The 16,826-nt window shown below is 68.7% G+C and carries 17 protein-coding genes; 7 read left to right on the forward strand and 10 right to left on the reverse strand.

Going from position 1 to position 16,826, the window contains the following annotated elements; all coding sequences use genetic code 11:
- Positions 1 to 636 (forward strand): alanine dehydrogenase (locus BKN37_RS18995; protein WP_165618365.1); only part of this gene is annotated, 636 nt, incomplete at its 5' end.
- A gap of 94 nt (positions 637 to 730) precedes the next feature.
- On the opposite strand, the gene BKN37_RS19000 is transcribed toward BKN37_RS18995, so the two are convergent.
- The 6 genes from BKN37_RS19000 to BKN37_RS19025 all read right to left on the reverse strand — a co-directional run bounded on the left by BKN37_RS19000 (position 731) and on the right by BKN37_RS19025 (position 7,521).
- Positions 731 to 1,744 (reverse strand): nitronate monooxygenase, encoded by a 1,014-nt coding sequence (locus tag BKN37_RS19000; protein ID WP_071028518.1) that lies wholly within the window; start codon positions 1,742 to 1,744, stop codon positions 731 to 733.
- A gap of 4 nt (positions 1,745 to 1,748) precedes the next feature.
- Entirely contained in the window at positions 1,749 to 3,056 is a 1,308-nt protein-coding gene (locus tag BKN37_RS19005; RefSeq protein WP_071028530.1) for a M16 family metallopeptidase, read from the reverse strand.
- Positions 3,034 to 5,295 (reverse strand): polyribonucleotide nucleotidyltransferase, encoded by a 2,262-nt coding sequence (locus tag BKN37_RS19010; protein ID WP_083341894.1) that lies wholly within the window; start codon positions 5,293 to 5,295, stop codon positions 3,034 to 3,036. The genes BKN37_RS19005 and BKN37_RS19010 overlap by 23 nt, the downstream gene beginning before the upstream one ends.
- Positions 5,296 to 5,635: 340 nt before the next feature.
- Positions 5,636 to 6,142, reverse strand: coding sequence for an LppU family putative lipoprotein (gene lppU / locus BKN37_RS19015; RefSeq protein ID WP_071028520.1), 507 nt, complete (start codon positions 6,140 to 6,142; stop codon positions 5,636 to 5,638).
- 14 nt (positions 6,143 to 6,156) lie between these two features.
- Positions 6,157 to 6,426, reverse strand: a complete 270-nt coding sequence (gene rpsO, locus BKN37_RS19020; RefSeq protein WP_071028521.1) for a 30S ribosomal protein S15 — start codon at positions 6,424 to 6,426, stop codon at positions 6,157 to 6,159.
- A gap of 120 nt (positions 6,427 to 6,546) precedes the next feature.
- A complete protein-coding gene (locus tag BKN37_RS19025; RefSeq protein WP_071028522.1) occupies positions 6,547 to 7,521 on the reverse strand; it encodes a bifunctional riboflavin kinase/FAD synthetase in 975 nt (324 codons plus the stop codon).
- 86 nt (positions 7,522 to 7,607) lie between these two features.
- Here BKN37_RS19025 and mntR point away from each other — a divergent pair, with 86 nt between their 5' ends.
- Positions 7,608 to 8,297 carry a manganese-binding transcriptional regulator MntR gene (gene mntR, locus BKN37_RS19030; protein WP_071028523.1) on the forward strand — a complete coding sequence of 230 codons (690 nt, stop codon included), beginning with the start codon at positions 7,608 to 7,610 and terminating at the stop codon, positions 8,295 to 8,297.
- An 89-nt stretch (positions 8,298 to 8,386) separates the two neighbouring features.
- Here mntR and BKN37_RS19035 read toward each other — a convergent pair whose 3' ends face one another.
- Entirely contained in the window at positions 8,387 to 9,424 is a 1,038-nt protein-coding gene (locus BKN37_RS19035) for an AraC family transcriptional regulator (RefSeq protein WP_083341895.1), read from the reverse strand.
- A 58-nt stretch (positions 9,425 to 9,482) separates the two neighbouring features.
- Here BKN37_RS19035 and BKN37_RS19040 point away from each other — a divergent pair, with 58 nt between their 5' ends.
- On the forward strand, positions 9,483 to 9,914 hold the full coding sequence (locus tag BKN37_RS19040; protein WP_071028524.1) for a type II toxin-antitoxin system Rv0910 family toxin: 432 nt from the start codon (positions 9,483 to 9,485) through the stop codon (positions 9,912 to 9,914).
- Here the strand turns inward: BKN37_RS19040 and BKN37_RS19045 are convergent.
- Genes BKN37_RS19045 through BKN37_RS30215 form a run of 3 tightly spaced genes read right to left on the reverse strand, consistent with a single transcriptional unit; the run spans position 9,905 to position 12,377 of the window.
- On the reverse strand, positions 9,905 to 11,410 hold the full coding sequence (locus BKN37_RS19045) for a flavin-containing monooxygenase (RefSeq protein ID WP_095407135.1): 1,506 nt from the start codon (positions 11,408 to 11,410) through the stop codon (positions 9,905 to 9,907). The genes BKN37_RS19040 and BKN37_RS19045 overlap by 10 nt on opposite strands.
- Positions 11,407 to 12,246 (reverse strand): short-chain dehydrogenase/reductase, encoded by an 840-nt coding sequence (locus BKN37_RS19050; RefSeq protein ID WP_071028525.1) that lies wholly within the window; start codon positions 12,244 to 12,246, stop codon positions 11,407 to 11,409. The genes BKN37_RS19045 and BKN37_RS19050 overlap by 4 nt, the downstream gene beginning before the upstream one ends.
- Positions 12,243 to 12,377, reverse strand: a complete 135-nt coding sequence (locus BKN37_RS30215) for a hypothetical protein (protein WP_278184961.1) — start codon at positions 12,375 to 12,377, stop codon at positions 12,243 to 12,245. The genes BKN37_RS19050 and BKN37_RS30215 overlap by 4 nt, the downstream gene beginning before the upstream one ends.
- 139 nt (positions 12,378 to 12,516) lie before the next feature.
- Here BKN37_RS30215 and BKN37_RS19055 point away from each other — a divergent pair, with 139 nt between their 5' ends.
- From BKN37_RS19055 to BKN37_RS19070, 4 genes are all read left to right on the forward strand, one after another.
- Positions 12,517 to 13,143 carry a TetR/AcrR family transcriptional regulator gene (locus BKN37_RS19055; RefSeq protein ID WP_071028526.1) on the forward strand — a complete coding sequence of 209 codons (627 nt, stop codon included), beginning with the start codon at positions 12,517 to 12,519 and terminating at the stop codon, positions 13,141 to 13,143.
- A 30-nt stretch (positions 13,144 to 13,173) separates the two neighbouring features.
- Positions 13,174 to 15,102, forward strand: a complete 1,929-nt coding sequence (locus BKN37_RS19060) for an acyl-CoA dehydrogenase family protein (protein WP_071028527.1) — start codon at positions 13,174 to 13,176, stop codon at positions 15,100 to 15,102.
- 41 nt (positions 15,103 to 15,143) lie between these two features.
- Positions 15,144 to 15,965 (forward strand): M24 family metallopeptidase, encoded by an 822-nt coding sequence (locus tag BKN37_RS19065; protein ID WP_071028528.1) that lies wholly within the window; start codon positions 15,144 to 15,146, stop codon positions 15,963 to 15,965.
- A 27-nt stretch (positions 15,966 to 15,992) separates the two neighbouring features.
- A partial coding sequence (locus tag BKN37_RS19070; RefSeq protein ID WP_071028529.1) for a metal-dependent hydrolase occupies positions 15,993 to 16,826 on the forward strand: 834 nt, incomplete at its 3' end.

The following is a 16,826-nucleotide window of genomic DNA, read 5'->3' on the forward strand; positions in this document are numbered from 1 at the left end:
GGTGGGGTGCCCGGGGTGGGACCGGCCGATGTGGTGGTGATCGGCGGCGGCACCGCCGGGTACAACGCGGCCCGGATCGCCGGCGGCATGGGCGCCCACGTCACCGTGTTCGACGTCAACATCAACCGATTGCGGGACCTCGACGCCGAATTCGCCGGTCGGATCCGCACCCGCTACTCCTCGCCGTACGAGCTCGAGGGCGCGGTCAAACGCGCCGACCTGGTGATCGGGGCGGTGCTGCTCCCGGGCGCCAAGGCACCCAGGGTGATCGCCAATGCCCTTGTCGCGCAGATGAAGCCGGGCACCGTGCTGGTCGATATCGCCATCGACCAGGGCGGGTGTTTCGAGGATTCCCGGCCCACCACCCACGACGACCCGACCTTCGCCGTGCACGACACCCTGTTCTACTGCGTGGCCAACATGCCGGCGGCGGTACCCAAGACGTCGACGGTGGCGCTGACCAACGCGACCATGCCCTACGTGCTCACCCTCGCCGATCAGGGCTGGCACGCCGCCTGCCGCGCCGACCCCGCACTGGCCCACGGGCTTTCCACGCACGGCGGCGCGCTGCTGTCCGACCGGGTGGCCACAGATCTGGGCCTGCCGTTCACCGACCCGGCCAGCGTGCTGAGCTGACGGGCCGCAGCGTTCACGACTGTGCGGCTTCATACGCCTGAACGGCAGATCGCGTATGAGACCGCACAGTCGGCGCCATCCCGCGCAAAAAACGCTAGACGAGGCTGGCCACGATGTCGGCGGCTTTGCCGGTGCGGGCGGACGCGAACGCCGTTCCGGCCCACAGGTTGGTGCCGTGCGGGTCGTCGGTGGCCACAGCGGCCCGACGGATCGGCGACGTCATGTGGTGGACCTCCGGATAGCCCAGCGGGGCGACGTCGTCGAGGAAGCGGGTGAAGTTGTTCGCCAAACCGCGGGCATAGCGGCCCGAAAACGCCCGCGTGACAAGCGTGGTGCCGAACTCCGGGTTGTTCAGCGCGCCGCGGTGGGTGGCGTTGGTGCCGGCCTCATCGGCGAGCAGCAGCGCGGTGCCGACCTGGGCGGCCACCGCCCCCCGGTGCAGCACGGCGGCGACGTCGTGCGCGGTGCCCAGTCCCCCGGCCGCGATGAGCGGAACCCGGTGGGTGGCGCGGATCTTGTCGAGTAGCTCGTCCAGCGACTCGGTGCCGGGCTCCATATCCGGCGCGAACGTTCCCCGGTGACCACCGGCGCCCGGGCCCTGCACCACCAGGCCGTCCGCGCCGGCGGCGACGGCCACCCCGGCCTCATAAGTCGATGTCACGGTAACGAACAGCAGCATGCCCAGCGCGCCGAACCACCGCAGCACATCCGGCGGCGGGGTGCCGAAGGTGAAGGACACCACCTCGGGCCGCACGTCGGCGAGCACCTCCAGCTTGCGCTGCCAGGCGTCGTCGTCGAAGCGGGGCGCGCCCAACTCGACGCCGTAGTGTTCGGCGACCTGATCGAGTCGCTGCGCGTAGTAATCCAACTGCGCGTAGTCGGCGACGCTGGGCTGGGGCACGAACATGTTGGCCCCGATCGGGCCGGTGGTCAGGGCGCGCGCGGCGGCAATATCGTCGGCCAACCGCTCGGGGCTCACGTACCCGCCGGGCACGAAACCCATCCCGCCGGCGTTGGAGACCGCGGCCGCCAGCTCCGGGGTCCCCGGACCACCGGCCATCGGCGCCCCCACGATGGGCGCCTCGAGGTCCCAGAAGCCCAACACCATGCGTCTAGCCTGCCATCACCCGCAGGCGCCGGGGAAGCGCCCCTTTCGATCGGTACGGGCCGAGAACCGCGGCACCGCAGGGCTTATGCAGCAGCTGGCGGGCCACCGCGTTGACCTCCTCGACGGTCACCGCATCCAGCTCCCGTAGGGTGCGGGCGATGCTGCGCTGCTCGCCGTAGTTGAGCTCGTTACGCCCGAGGCGGTGCATCCGCGACCCGGAATCCTCCAGCCCCAGCACCAACGAGCCGCGCAACGAGCCCTTGGCGATCCGGCACTCCGCCGCGCTGATGCCGTCGCGGGCCACCGATTCCAGCACCTCGGCGGTCACGGCGACCACATCGGCGAACCGCTCGGGCTGGCACGCCGCATACACCGACAGCGCCCCGGTGTCGGCGAAGGTGTCCACCGTGGAGTACACCGAGTAGGCCAGCCCGCGGGATTCCCGAATCTGCTGGAACAGCCGGGAACTCAGCCCGCCACCGAGGGCGGTGTTGAGCACGGCCAGCGCTCGGCGATGCGGCCAGTTCCGCCCCGGGGTGCGCACCCCCACCGACAGATGGGTCTGCTCGGCGTCCCGGTTCACCAGCGTCAGGCCGGGCTGGCCGGGTACCCGCGCGGTGCCCTTGCGCACCGCCGCGGCGCGGCGTCCGCGCACCAGCCGCGGCCCGAACCGCTCGCGGACCAGCGCGACCGCGGCGTCGTGGTCGACGTTGCCGGCCACCGCGACGACCATCCGGTCCGGTGTGTAGCGGCGCACGTGAAACGAGTGCAGCTGCGCGCGGGTCATCGCCGACACCGAGTCCGCGCTGCCAATCACCGGCCGCCCCACCGGATGATCGCCGAACAACGCCGACAAGAACACGTCACCCAACGCGTCCTCGGGGTCGTCGTCGCGCATGGCGATTTCCTCGAGGACGACGTCGCGTTCCAGTTCCACGTCGGCGCTGGCGCAGCAGCCGTTGAGCACCACGTCGGCGACCAGGTCGACGGCCAACTCCAGGTCGGTGTCGAGCACGTGCGCGTAATAGCAGGTGTGCTCCTTGGTGGTGAACGCGTTGAGTTCACCACCCACGGCGTCCATCTCCTGCGCGATCTGCACCGCCGTCCGCGACGGGGTGGCCTTGAACAGCAGATGCTCCAGGAAGTGTGCGGCCCCGGCGACGGTGGCACCTTCGTCGCGCGAGCCGACCCCGACCCAGACCCCGACCGAGGCGGACCGCACCGCGGGCAGGTGTTCGGTGACCACGCGCAACCCACCGGGCAAGGTGGTGCGGCGCACCGCCGCCAGGTTAGCTGCTGGCGGTCGCGGCATCGGCAGGCGCAGCCCCGGCGGTCTCGGCGGTGCCGTCGGTGTCCGCATCGGCCACCGGGATCAGCGAGATTTTGCCGCGGTTGTCGATGTCGGCGATCTCGACCCGCAGCTTGTCGCCGACCTTGACCACGTCTTCGACCTTGGCGATCCGCTTGCCCTTGCCGAGCTTGGAGATGTGCACCAGCCCGTCCCGGCCCGGCAGCAGCGACACGAACGCCCCGAAGTCGGTGGTCTTGACCACGGTGCCCAGGAACCGCTCGCCGATCTTGGGTAGCTGCGGGTTGGCGATGGCGTTGATCTTGTCGATCGCGGCCTGCGCCGACGGGCCGTCGGTGGCGCCGACGAACACGGTGCCGTCGTCCTCGATGGAGATCTGCGCCCCGGTTTCCTCGGTGATCGCGTTGATGATCTTGCCCTTGGGCCCGATCACCTCACCGATCTTGTCGACCGGCACCTTGATCGTGGTGACCCGCGGCGCGTACGGGCTCATCTCGTCGGGGGCGTCGATGGCCTCGGCCATCACCTCCAGGATGGTCAGCCGGGCGTCCTTGGCCTGGCTCAGCGCACCGGCGAGCACCTTGGACGGGATGCCGTCGAGCTTGGTGTCCAGCTGCAGCGCGGTGACGAAGTCCTTGGTGCCGGCGACCTTGAAGTCCATGTCGCCGAACGCGTCCTCGGCACCCAGGATGTCGGTCAGCGCCACGAACCGGCGCTCGACCTTGCCGTCGACCTCGACGTCGTCGGACACCAGGCCCATCGCGATCCCGGCGACCGGCGCCTTCAGCGGCACCCCGGCGTTGAGCAGCGCCAACGTCGACGCGCACACCGAGCCCATCGAGGTGGATCCGTTGGAGCCCAACGCTTCCGACACCTGCCGGATGGCGTACGGGAACTCCTCGACGCTGGGCAGCACCGGCACCAGCGCCCGCTCGGCCAGCGCGCCGTGCCCGATCTCGCGCCGCTTGGGCGAGCCGACCCGGCCGGTCTCCCCGGTCGAATACGGCGGGAAGTTGTAGTGGTGCATGTAGCGCTTGGAGGTTTCCGGTCCCAGCGAGTCGATCTGCTGGGCCATCTTGACCATGTCCAGCGTGGTGACCCCGAGGATCTGGGTTTCGCCGCGCTCGAACAGCGCGCTGCCGTGCGCCCGGGGCACCACCGCAACCTCGGCGGAAAGCGCCCGGATGTCGGTGATGCCGCGCCCGTCGATGCGGAAGTGGTCGGTCAGGATGCGCTGGCGCACCAGCTTTTTGGTCAGCGACCGGAACGCGGCGGAGACTTCCTTCTCCCGGCCGGCGTAGGTGTCGGCGAGCCGCTCGAGCACCTCGGCCCGGATCTCGTCGGTGCGGTCGTTGCGCTCGGTCTTGCCGGCGATGGTCAGCGCCTTGGCCAACTCGTCGGTGGCCACCGAGGACACCGAGTAGTACACGTCGTCGGCGTAGTCGGGGAACACCGGGTAGTCGGCGGTGGGTTTGGCGGCGGCCTCGGCGAGTTCCTGTTGCGCCTTGCACAGCTCGGCGATGAACGGCTTGGCGGCCTCCAGCCCTTCGGCGACCACGGTCTCCGTCGGCGCCTGCGCGCCGCCGTCGACGAGCTCGATGACGTTCTCGGTGGCCTCGGCCTCGACCATCATGATGGCCACGTCGCCGTCCTCGAGGACCCGGCCGGCCACCACCATGTCAAACACCGCCCGCTCGAGCTGCTCGACGGTCGGGAACGCCACCCAGGTGCCGTCGATCAGGGCCACCCGCACCCCGCCGACCGGGCCGGAGAACGGCAGGCCAGCCAGCTGGGTGGACGCCGACGCGGCGTTGATCGCCAGCACGTCGTAGAGGTCGTTGGGGTCCAGGCTCATCACGGTCACCACGACCTGGATCTCGTTGCGCAGGCCGTCGACGAACGACGGGCGCAGCGGCCGGTCAATGAGCCGGCAGGTCAGGATCGCGTCGGTGGACGGCCGGCCCTCGCGCCGGAAGAACGAGCCGGGGATGCGTCCCGCGGCGTACATCCGCTCCTCGACGTCGACGGTCAGCGGGAAGAAGTCGAAGTGTTCCTTGGGGCTCTTGCTGGCGGTGGTCGCCGAGAGCAGCATGGTCTCGTCGTCGAGGTAGGCGACGGCGGAACCGGCGGCCTGCTGGGCCAGCCGACCGGTCTCGAACCGGATGGTGCGGGTGCCGAAGCTCCCGTTGTCGATGGTGGCGGTCGCCTCGAACACGCCCTGGTCAATTTCAGCTACAGACATGGACGTCCGTACAGCCTCTCTGGGTTTATTCAGCTGTTTCGCGTGCGACAGGTAAACCCGAGACTCCAACCTGGATGCGGCTACGGCCATCGATCGAAGCTGCCGGATCGGACCTTGTGGGTGTCCGGCAGCCACTACCGAAGACCGCCCGATGCAGGCCGTGGCTGTCTTACCGTGTCTCGTCGTCACACGCCGGAGCGGTACGCGCGGATCGCGCACACCGCACCGATGTCCAGGCCGACCTGGCCCGGAACGCCCTCACTCTACACTGCGGGCCCGGTGAGGCCCTATTTCACCGCCGTGAGGCAAACCCTTGCGCGGGCGCAGCGCGCCGACGCAATCAGGTCACGTCCTCCACGCAGACGGTGAACTGCCGCTCGTCGTAGGCGTAGCCCAGGCCGCTGGTGCATTCGTCGACGCTGGCCACGCCGCGCAGGATCTGGGTGGCCCGCTGCCGATGCGGCACCGAGGTGTCGGTGCAGTCCACCCGGAACGGGTCGGTGGTGTTGGCCGGGTCGACACTCATGCAGCCGCCGATCACCCAGTCGATGTCCAGGCAGGCGGTGCTGCTGGCGTCGCTGAACGCGTTCCGCATCGAGTACGACGAGTCGACGTCGGTGGGGCACTGCTCGCGGTTGGCGGCGCCGACGACGGTGGCCACCACCTTGAAATTCGAGGTCGCGCCGCCGCAGGCCACCTTGGCGGCCTCCGGCCGGTCCGCGGTGCCCCCCAGCTGCAGACAATCCCCCACCCGCAGGTCTGCGGCGTTGGCCGGTGACGAACAGCCGGTCACTCCCCCCAATACGGTGATCGCGGCCAGCAGCACGGCCGCGGGCAGGGCGCGCATGACGGGCGGGTGGGTCAGCGGCGCAGGCCCAGCCGCTCGATGAGCGAGCGGTACCGCGCCACATCGACCTGGGCCACGTACTTGAGCAGCCGGCGGCGACGACCCACCAGCAGCAGCAACCCCCGCCGCGAGTGGTGGTCGTGCTTGTGCACCTTGAGGTGCTCGGTCAAGTCGATGATCCGCTTGGTCAGCAACGCGACCTGGGCCTCCGGGGAGCCGGTGTCGGTCTCGTGCAGGCCGTAGTCGGCGAGGATCTCTTTTTTCTGCTCGGCGGTCAGCGCCACGAAATATCTCCATCAATCGGTCCGCGATCAGGGAATTAACGGGCGGCCACCGCGGACTGCAGCACGCGTCGTTTCGCCGGGCAGTCTAGCAGTGTGGCCGGGCGCCGCCGAATCGCCGCGTCAGCCGCCGGCCAGTAGGTTGCGGGCCCGGTCGGTGTCGGTGTCCATCGCGGCCACCAGCTCGCGCACCGAGTCGAACTTCCGTTGGCCCCGGATGCGCGCGACGAAGTCGAGCGCGACGTGTTGGCCGTACAGATCGGCGGTGCTGTCCAGGACGAACGCCTCCACGGTGCGGGTGCGCCCGGAGAATGTCGGATTGGTCCCGACCGAGACCGCGGCCTGATACCGCTCGCCGGGGATGACGGTTCCGGTCACCGGGCCGTGCCCGAGCACGGTGAACCAGGCGGCGTACACGCCGTCGGCCGGGATCGCCGAGTACATCGGCGGCGCCACGTTGGCGGTGGGAAAGCCCAGCGACTTGCCGCGCCCGTCGCCGCGCACCACCACCCCCTCGACCCGGTGCGGACGGCCCAGCGCCTCGGCGGCCGCCACCACGTCGCCGGCGTCGACGCAGGACCGGATGTAGGTCGAGGAGTACGTCACGGTCTCCGAGTCGAGGTGTTCGGCCACCAGGGACATGGATTCCACCGCGAACCCGAACCGTTCACCGGCGCGGCGCAGCAACTCGACGTTGCCGGCGGCCTTTTTGCCGAACGTGAAGTTTTCGCCCACCACGACTTCCACCACGTGCAGGTGTTCGACCAACAGTTCGTGGATGTAGCGGTCCGGGGTGAGCTTCATGAAGTCGGTGGTGAACGGCATCACCAGGAACACGTCGATACCGGCTTCCTCGACCAGCTCGGCGCGTCGGGTCAGCGTGGTCAGCTGCGCGGGGTGGCTGCCGGGAAACACGACTTCCATCGGGTGCGGATCGAACGTCATCAGCACCGTCGGCACGCCGCGGGTCCGCCCGGCCTTGACCGCCTGCGCGATCAGTTCGGCGTGTCCACGGTGCACCCCGTCGAACACGCCGATGGTCAGTACACATCTGCCCCAGTCCGTGGGGATCTCGTCTTGCCCCCGCCACCGCTGCACAGGGGCAAGCCTATCGGCGCGGACCGCACCATGGCGCAAGTGGGCGGGATCCCCGAATCAGGTGACGATTGCCTAAGCTTTGGGGTGTGAGCCCTGAGGACGAGCCTGGCGACCTGTCCAGCGTCGCCCAGGACTATCTGAAGGTCATCTGGACCGCTCAGGAATGGTCGCCGGACAAGGTCAGCACCAAAATGCTGGCCGAGCGGATCGGGGTGTCGGCGTCCACCGCCTCGGAGTCCATCCGCAAACTCGCCGACCAGGGCCTGGTGGATCACGCGAAATACGGTGCGGTGACGTTGACCGAGGCGGGACGGCGCGCCGCGCTGGCGATGGTGCGCCGGCACCGACTGCTGGAGGCCTTCCTGGTCAACGAACTGGGCTACGGCTGGGATGAGGTGCACGACGAGGCCGAGGTGCTCGAGCACGCGGTGTCCGACCGGCTGATCGCCCGCATCGACGCCAAGCTGGGGTTCCCGCAGCGCGACCCGCACGGCGACCCGATCCCGGCCGCCGACGGGCAGGTACCCAGCCCGCCGGCCCGGCAGCTGTGGGCCTGCCACGACGGCGACGCCGGCACGGTGGCCCGGATTTCCGACGCCGATCCGGAGATGCTGCGCTACTTCGACAGCGTCGGGATCAGCCTGGACTCGCGGCTGAAGGTGCTGACCCGCCGCGAGTTCGCCGGCATCATCTCGGTGGCCATCGAAAAAGCGGAGGACGCCGGCAGCACCGTCGACTTGGGCAGCCCGGCCGCCCAAGCGATCTGGGTGGTTTAAAGCGCCTGGCGGCGCCGACCGGGAAATGCACGACGCCGGGTCGGCGTGTCGCGTCGTGAGATTCCCACTCGCGGTTGGGTGACCGATCTTCAGACATTCGCCCGGCGATGCTTGCTCGGCGGCGTGCCGGTCCACCGGATGAAGGCACGCGTGAAGGCGGCCGTCTCCGAATAGCCGAGTTGGCGCGCCGTTGCCTCGACGGTGAGACCGGACTCCAGCAGGGCGGCCGCGAGCGTCACCCGGACCTCGTCGACCAACGCTCGATAACTCGTGTGTTCGGCCGCGAGCCGACGGTGCAGGGTGCGTTCGGTGATGCACAGCTCGTCGGCGATCGCGGCCATCGACGGCAGTCGACCGGGTTCGCGGACCAGGCGCGCGCGGACCTGTGCCGACATGCCGCGTCGTTGCCGGCGGGCTTGCAGCAGGTCTTCACACTGCTGAGCGCACGCCGCCGCGGTAGCGGCATCGGCGGCCGGCATCGGAACCGCCAGCACCTCGGGTGGGATGGTGACCGCGGTCCGCGTCGACGAGGTGTCGAATTCGATTGTCAGCCAGGGAAGCTCGAACCGGTCGGTCGGGAATTCGATGTTGGGCAACTCGACTTTCAACGTGATAGCCGACTCCAGCTGCCCAATCAGCAACGGCATCATATTGGTCAGCGCGAACAGGTCGCGTTCCACCATGAACTCACGAACATCGGCGGGGACGGCGCTGTCGTCGAATTCGAGCACGGCACCGTCGGGGGTGTCGCGGCGGATCAGCCGCAGGAAAGTCGAGGACAGCGTCGCGTAGCGGCAGGCGATGTTGACCGCGTCCCCCATGGTCGGGCTCGCCAGCAGCGCGTAGCCGAGTACCCCCATGTTCGCGAAGTTGTACTGGAGCCCGACGTCACGCGCGAACGCGCTCGGATCATCCACGCGGGCAAGGATGTTGCGGGCGATGGCCAGCTCCTGGCGGGCTTGGACTTCGGTGGCAGTGTTACCGATGTCGGCGAGCCGCAACTCGGTGCCGGTAAGGCAGTCGGCCGCGGCGATCCCGTGGAGCCGCGCGGCCTCCAGCAGGTGCCGACAGGTCGCCACCGGCCTCGGGAGGTCCCAGTCCGCGCCGTGATCATCGCCGACCACCACCTGTCCGAATATATCAAATCAGCGACTGCACGCCGCCGGGCCGACCTAGTATTTGCCGATGGCCAAACTCGAACTCTCCCGCGAACTGGCACTGCCCCCCGAGCAGGCCTGGGCCCACGCCTCCAACCTGGCCGAACTGGGTGACTGGCTGTCGCTGCATCAGGGCTGGCGGTGCGAGGTCCCGGCCGAACTCGCGGTCGGCACCACGTTGGTGGGGGTGGCCGGCGCCAAGGGCCTGCGCAATCGGGTCACCTGGACGGTCCGCAAGCTCGACGCGCCCGCGCTGCTGGAGATCACCGGCGACGGCGTGGGCGGCACCAAATACGCGCTGACGTTGACCATCGCCGCCGCGCCGGCGGGATCGAAGTTCACCCTGCGCATCGACATGGGTGGCCGGCCGTTGTTCGGCCCGATCGGCGCCACCGCCGCCCGCGCGGTCAAGGGCGATATCGAGCGCTCGATCAAGCAATTCGAGACGCTCTATTCCTGACCGCCGGCCCGGGCGTGGTAGGCGTCCCGGGTGGTCGTTTCCTTCACGGTGGTACCCAAGTCGTAGTGGTCGGGGTTCGGTGGCGCGGCGAGCCGCCGCCGATAGGCATTCGGGGTCCACGGCCACAGCTCGGGCAGGCCGTCGGTGCCCAGATACCAGCTGGTGCAACCGGTTGCCCACACGGTGTCGGGCATGGCGTCATGCATGCTCGCGTTGAACTCGTCGGTGGCCGCCCGGGTGGGTGCGACGGTGTCGAAATCCCCGTCGCACCAACGCTGGATCCAGCGCAGGATGTGCCCGGCCTGCGCTTCGGCGATCGCGGTCAACGAGTAGTTGCCCACCGGGCTGTGCGGCCCCATCAGCATGAAGAAGTTCGGAAAACCGGGCAACGCCACCCCCAGGTGGGCGATCGGCCCGGCCTCCCACAGCTGTTCGACGGTGAGCCCGTCACGGACCGCCAGCGTCATCGGCCGCATGAACGCGTGAGCGTCGAAACCGGTGGCCAACACGATGGCGTCGAGTTCGTGCAGCGCCCCGTCGGCGGTGACGATGCCGCCGGCTTCGACGTGGTCGATCCCGGTATCGACCAGGTGCACGTTGCGCCGTTGCATGGCCCGATAAAAGCCCGCCGAGATGACCAGTCGCCGGCACATCGGCTGGTAGTCCGGGGTGAGTCGGCGCCGCAGGCCCGGGTCCCGCACGGTGCGCAGGTTGATCCGGCACAGGTTGCCAATCAACGTGCGGCGCCATCCCGGCCGCACCAGGGCGCGGGCGAAGAACTCGAACGCGTGGTGGTAGCCGTGGTAGGCCAGGGTGTCCAGCACCGGGATGCTGCGGTGCAGGGCACCCGTCCAGCGGCGATAGCTCGGATTGGGCAGCGGCAGAATCCATTGCGCGCTGCGCTGGAATAGCTCCAGCGTGCTGACGGTGTCGGCGAGTCCGCAGACGATCTGCACGCCGGTAGACCCGGTGCCGATGACGGCGACGCGCTTCCCGGTCAGGTCCGCACCGTGATCCCATCGCGCCGAATGCATGACGGGGCCCGCGAAGTCGGCCAGCCCGTCGATATCGGGCAGCCGCGGCTCCCGCAGGACGCCGGCCGCCGAGATGAGGAAGTCGTGCGACACCGTCGCCCCGGCAGCGGTGGTCAGCCGCCACCGATCCCCGTCGAATCGGGCACCGGTGATCTCGACGCCGAACCGGATCGCGTCGCGCAGCCCGTACTCGGCCGTCACCCAACCGAAGTAGTCGAAGATCTCGCGTCCCGGCGAGAAGAACTTGCTCCAGCCCGGGTTGGTGGCGAAGGTGAACTGGTAGAACCGGGATGGCACGTCGCAGGACAAACCGGGATAGGTGTTGTCGCGCCAGGTGCCGCCGACGTCGTGCGACTTCTCGTAGACGGTGACGTCGGTGATGCCGGCCTGGCGCAGCAGGATGGCCTGGCACAGCCCCGACATGCCGGCCCCGACGATGCCCACCGAGGGCCGCCGCCTCATGCCGGCACCTCCACATCGGCGTCGCGCACGATGCGCCGCATGCTCGGCCACACCGCCAGCAACCGGTCGGCCAAGACCAGCGGTGCCCGCAGGTCCACCAGGATCGGCACCCACCGGGGTGCGTAGACCCGGCGTGCCCGCCGGGCGATGCCGGTGGTGATCGCCGTGGCCGCCGTCGCGGCCGGGATGGGCTTGCCGAGCGCGGCGGGCAGGGCCGCCAGCATCGCCCCCACCCCGGAACCCGCGATCATGTCCTGCGCCAACCCGGTGTCGACCAGGCCGAAGTAGGCGATGCCGATGTCGACCCCAGTGGCGCCCAGTTCGATACGCAACGACCGCACCAGCGACTCCACCCCGGCCTTGGCGGCCATGTATCCGCTGACGGTCGGCCCCGGGATCACTGCGCCGATCGAGGCGACCGCCAGGACGTAGCCGCGTCGCCCCCGCAGATAGGGCAGCGTCGCGGCGACGGTGTGGAAGACACCGACCAGGTCGACGTCGATAACGCGACGCCACTCCCCCGGATCCACGGCCGCGACGGTCGCCGCGGGTCCCGCGATACCGGCGTTAGCCACCACGACATCCAGCCCACCGAAGCGTGCCGCCGCCGCCGCGCAGGCATCGGTCATCGATTCGAAGGACGTCACGTCGGCGTCGAACGCGGTTGCGGCGCTACCGAGTTCACCGACCAGGCGTTGGGCGGTCGCCATGTCGTGGTCAAGGATGGCGACCCGGGACCCGTGCCCGACGAGTTGGCGGGCGACCTGGGCGCCGATGCCCTGCGCCCCGCCGGTGATCAGAACGACTTTGCCGGCCAGGCGTTCCGCGCCCCTCATGCGGCCCGCCTGACCCGCAGCGGCACCGACACCGGATGCGCTTCGAGGTCCGGATACGGGGTGGCGATGCTATCCGGCAGGGTGGGGTCGAACGTGGTCCGCGGCGGGGGGAGCAGCAGATCGGCGGGCATACCAGCGACGTTAGGGCCCGTGGCTGCGCGGCGGAATGCGCAAATCAGACACCGATTTGATGTCTTCGGACAGATGTCGCTGACGCGTCCAGCCAGCGGCACTAGCGCCAGATTATTCGGCCGTGTAGTATTTTTCTACATGACCGTAGGAACGGCCGACAGCCGGGCCCGGGCCGCGCATTTGGGGCCGGAGCGGCGTCGCCCGCAGGTGCTGGATGCGGCGTTGGCCATCGCGAACGAACGCGGGGTGGCGGCGGTGACGATTGGTGCGGTCGCCGAGCGGTTGGCCGTGACCCGTCCGGTGGTGTACTCGTGCTTTGGGGACCGGGTGGAGTTGCTGCGTGCCCTGCTCGACCGCGAGCAGGGCCTGCTCGTCGGCGAAGCGATCGCGGTCTTGCCCCGTAACCGCGCCGACGCCGACGAGGCGGTGTTCGTCGAGGGCTTCCAGGCGCTGCTCGAGTCGGTGGCCGGCCGGCTGGACGCGTGGCGGCTGATGATGAGCAGCGACCCCGACCCCGCCGTCGCCGAACACTTCAGCGACGGCCGCGCTGTCATCGCCGAGCACTTCGCCAAACTGCTGCGCCCCACGTTGAAGCACTGGGGCACCACCGATGTCGAGCGCAAGCTGCCGGTGCTGGTGGAGCAGTTCATGTCGGCGTGCGAGGGGGCGGTCCGCACCTTGCTGCACGGTGACCACGACTGGACGCCCAGCACCCTGGGCGCGTTCATCGGCGCCGGCGTCTACCGCGCGTTCCGGAACGCCTGAACCACACCGGCCCGACAGAGGGGAATCCAGATGAGCGTCCGATCCGATGCGCTGTTCGACCCGAAGCGGGCCGACTTCGCGCAGTTCGACACGCGTACCCGGGAGATCTTCCGGACGACGATCGAGTTCTTCGAATCCCACGGCAAACGCTGGCTTAAGCAGCAGGACCGGGATCGGGTCTGGTACAGCGAGTTTCTCGACCTGGTCAAACGGGAAGGGATCTTCGCAACGCTGTTGACCCCGGCATCGGAGTCCAACGGCGATCCGGACAAACGTTGGGACACCGCCCGCAACGCGATGTATAGCCAGATCCTGGGCTTCTACGGCATGCAGTACTGGTACGTCTGGCAGGTCACCATCCTGGGGTTGGGGCCGATCTGGCAGTCAGCGAACAGCGCCGCGCGCAAGAAGGCGGCCGCGCTGCTGGATTCGGGTGAGATCTTCGCGTTCGGCCTGTCCGAGCAGGCCCACGGCGCCGACGTGTACTCCACCGACATGGTGCTCGAACCGAATGAGGCGGCTCCTGGAACATTCACGGCCAACGGCGCCAAGTACTACATCGGCAACGGCAACCTCGCCGGGATGGTGTCGGTGTTCGGCCGCCGCGCCGACAAGCCGATCATCGACAGCTCGGATCTGGAAAAGCGTCGGCCGAAGAGCGATTTTGAGGGGTACCTGTTCTTCGCCGCCGACAGCCAACATCCCGCCTACCACCTTCGCAAAAACGTTGTCGACGGCCAAATGTACGTCGCCGCATTCGATCTGGAGGACTACCCGGTCGCCGCCGACGACATCCTGCACGTGGGGCAAGACGCCTTCCACGCCGCCATCAACACGGTCAACATCGGCAAATTCAACCTCGGCTTCGGCGCGATCGGCGCCTGCGAACACGCCATGTTCGAGGCGGTCACCCACGCCGAAAACCGGGTGCTGTTCGGTCAGCGTGTCACCGAGTTCCCGCAGATCCGGCGCATGCTTGCCGAGGCGTACACGCGGCTGGTCGGCATGAAGCTCTACAGCGAACGCGCCATCGACTATATGCGCAGCGCGGGCCCCGCCGACCGGCGCTACCTGCTGTTCAATGCGATCGAGAAGATGACCGTCACCCGCGAGGGCGAGAAGATCGTCACCCTGCTCTCCGACACCATCGCCGCCCGCGCCTTCGAATCCGACATGTACTTCGGTATGGCACTGCTCGGGGTCACCGGCCTGCCGCGCCTGGAGGGCACCGTGCACGTCAATATGGCGCTGTCGCTGAAGTTCATGCAGAACTACATGTTCCACGCATCCGACGCCGGACTGGCCGCACTGACCGTCCTCCCGGTAGGCCGGGCGCCAGCGAATGTGGTGCGCACAGTTGCCGGCGGTCTCCGAGCGGCCAGCAGCGCAGTCGCCGATTCTCGTATCGCCAAATGGGTTCCGCGGGTGGCGCCGCTGCTGGTGGATCTACCCGATGTCGGGCCACGCCGTGACACCACCAACGACGATTTCCTGTTCGCCCAGGGGCCCAGCAGCGGGCTGAGCAAGGTCGCGTTCGCCGACTGGCGGCCGATCCTGCAGGAGTTCGCGCACATCCCCAACGTGGCGGCATTCCTGCGGCAGGCCGACGCGTTCCAGACGTTGCTGGCCGTCGCCGGCCCCACCGCCGACCAGCGGCGCGACGTCGACTTCCTGTTCCTGCTCGGTGAGTTGTTCGCCCTGCTGCCCTACGCCCAACTCATCCTGGAACAGGCGAGATTTGAACAGACCGAGCCGGGCATCCTCGATCACCTCTTCGAGGTCCTGGTCACCGACTTCTCCATGCATGCCACCCGACTGCACTGTGCGACGTCGGCCACCGCGGCGCAGCGCACCCGCGCGTTGGATCTGATTCGCGAGCCGGTCGCCGACCCGCAACGGTTCGACCGGGTCGTGGCCGCGGCGCGTGGTCTGGCCGACACCTACCAGATGAGTCCGTGACCGGCAGACACGGCAGCATCACCTAGCCGAGGAGAACGACGATGGCCGCTTTCACCGAACAAGACCTGGACCGGTTCCGTGAGGTCCAACAGATCGCCTACGGATGCGCGGCACGCACCGCGGAATGGCTGGCACCCGGGGTCACCGAACGCCAGGCGGCGACGCATCTGCGGCTGGAGCTGGGCAAGGCCGGCGTGCAGGACCTGTTCCATGTCCCGTTCGCCTGGTTCGGCGACCGGTCCGCGTTCGCGGGGTTCCGCATCCCGTTGCAGTTCTTCCCCACCACGCGCGCGTTGACCGAGGGGATGCCGTACGTGCTGGACTGCGCCCCGATCATCGACGGCTACACCGCCGACATCGGCTACGGCGGGGTGCTGGGCCACTCCGACGTCTGGGATCGGCTCGACCGGGATCTGAGCACCTTGCGGCCGTTGATCCTCGAACACGTCCGCCGCGGTGCGACGCTCGACGAGGTGTACCGCGCGGTGGACGCCGAGATCGCCCGCCAGGGCAACAAGAACCGGCACAAGGTCTATCCCGGCCGGGTGATCGGCCACCAGGTGACCCGACAGCACGCGATCGGCCCCAAGGGCAGGTCGGTGTTCGGGTTCGGGATCCGCACCATCCAGACGCTGGGCCGGGAGTTCCTCGCCGACGCCGTCAAGCGCCGCTCACCGTTGTGGGCCGACGGCCGAATGTACGGTTTCCCGGCCACACCAGGGCTGTGGGCGGTGGAGCCGCACCTGGGCCGCGACGGAGTGGGCTTGAAGTTCGAGGAGCTGCTGGTGGTGACCGACGACGGCGACGCCTACTGGCTCGACGACGACGTGCCGCACATGCGGCGCTGGAACGCGGCGGCCTAGCGACCGAAACCAGAGGAGCCCTTGACGATGACAACCCACGCGTATGAACCGGCGGGCGTCGAAATCCACGCGCGCAACGTGGCCTTCGACTGGTCGCACACCCCGCTGCACTGGATCGCCGGCGAGCCGGTGGCCTCCGACATGACCTGCATCCTGCACCTGATCCTTCCCGAAGGGGAGCGCTGGTTCTGCGAGGTGTTCACCGAGGCGCTGCCCTATGTCAAGGACGAAGACCTGGCCCGCACCATGCGTGGCTTCATCGGCCAGGAGGCGATGCACGCCGTGTCGCATGACAAGGCGGTGACCGAATTCCTGGAGGCCCGCGGCATCGACACCGCCCCGGCATTGCGGCAGTTCGAGTACTTCTTCCGCCGGTTGCTGGCGCCGCGCACCCAACGGTTTGCCCGCACCCGATACAACGACATGGTGCAACGGCTGTGGCTGATCGCGGCGATCGAGCATTACACGGCGATCTTTGGCGATTTCGTGTTGAACTCCGCGTGGGATGACTACGAGGTGGACCCAACGATGGCCGACATCTGCCGGTGGCACGGCGCCGAGGAGATCGAGCACCGCAGCGTGGCCCACGATGTGGCGAACTACTTCCACCGCAGCTACCTGCACCGCTGCCGCGCGATGGCGGTGACCCTGGTCTATCTGATGTTCGTGATCCACCGCGCGGTGCGGTTCATGTGTGCGGCCGATCCCACGGTGAACTACTCGTATCCGCGGCTGTGGCGGGAGTACCTCCGCGCGTCACGTCGCAACATCCTGCCCCAGCTGCGGCAGGTGGTGCGCTACACGCTGGTCTACTTCAAACCGTCGTTCGACCCGGCCTCGCTGGGCTCCACCGCTCAGGCG

It is taken from the genome of Mycobacterium talmoniae (genome assembly GCF_001854525.1).
Taxonomy (GTDB): domain Bacteria; phylum Actinomycetota; class Actinomycetes; order Mycobacteriales; family Mycobacteriaceae; genus Mycobacterium; species Mycobacterium talmoniae.

Bases quoted from the DNA above. Each gene is read 5' to 3' on its own strand.
- BKN37_RS19065 (WP_071028528.1), top strand. From the start codon at position 15,144: ATGGCCGCTTTCACCGAACAAGACCTGGACCGGTTCCGTGAGGTCCAA.
- BKN37_RS19045 (WP_095407135.1), bottom strand. From the start codon at position 11,410: ATGAGGCGGCGGCCCTCGGTGGGCATCGTCGGGGCCGGCATGTCGGGG.
- BKN37_RS19060 (WP_071028527.1), top strand. From the start codon at position 13,174: ATGAGCGTCCGATCCGATGCGCTGTTCGACCCGAAGCGGGCCGACTTC.
- BKN37_RS19000 (WP_071028518.1), bottom strand. From the start codon at position 1,744: ATGGTGTTGGGCTTCTGGGACCTCGAGGCGCCCATCGTGGGGGCGCCG.
- lppU (WP_071028520.1), bottom strand. From the start codon at position 6,142: ATGCGCGCCCTGCCCGCGGCCGTGCTGCTGGCCGCGATCACCGTATTG.
- BKN37_RS19005 (WP_071028530.1), bottom strand. From the start codon at position 3,056: ATGCCGCGACCGCCAGCAGCTAACCTGGCGGCGGTGCGCCGCACCACC.
- BKN37_RS19040 (WP_071028524.1), top strand. From the start codon at position 9,483: ATGGCCAAACTCGAACTCTCCCGCGAACTGGCACTGCCCCCCGAGCAG.
- BKN37_RS19055 (WP_071028526.1), top strand. From the start codon at position 12,517: ATGACCGTAGGAACGGCCGACAGCCGGGCCCGGGCCGCGCATTTGGGG.
- BKN37_RS19010 (WP_083341894.1), bottom strand. From the start codon at position 5,295: ATGTCTGTAGCTGAAATTGACCAGGGCGTGTTCGAGGCGACCGCCACC.
- BKN37_RS30215 (WP_278184961.1), bottom strand. From the start codon at position 12,377: ATGCCCGCCGATCTGCTGCTCCCCCCGCCGCGGACCACGTTCGACCCC.
- BKN37_RS19050 (WP_071028525.1), bottom strand. From the start codon at position 12,246: ATGAGGGGCGCGGAACGCCTGGCCGGCAAAGTCGTTCTGATCACCGGC.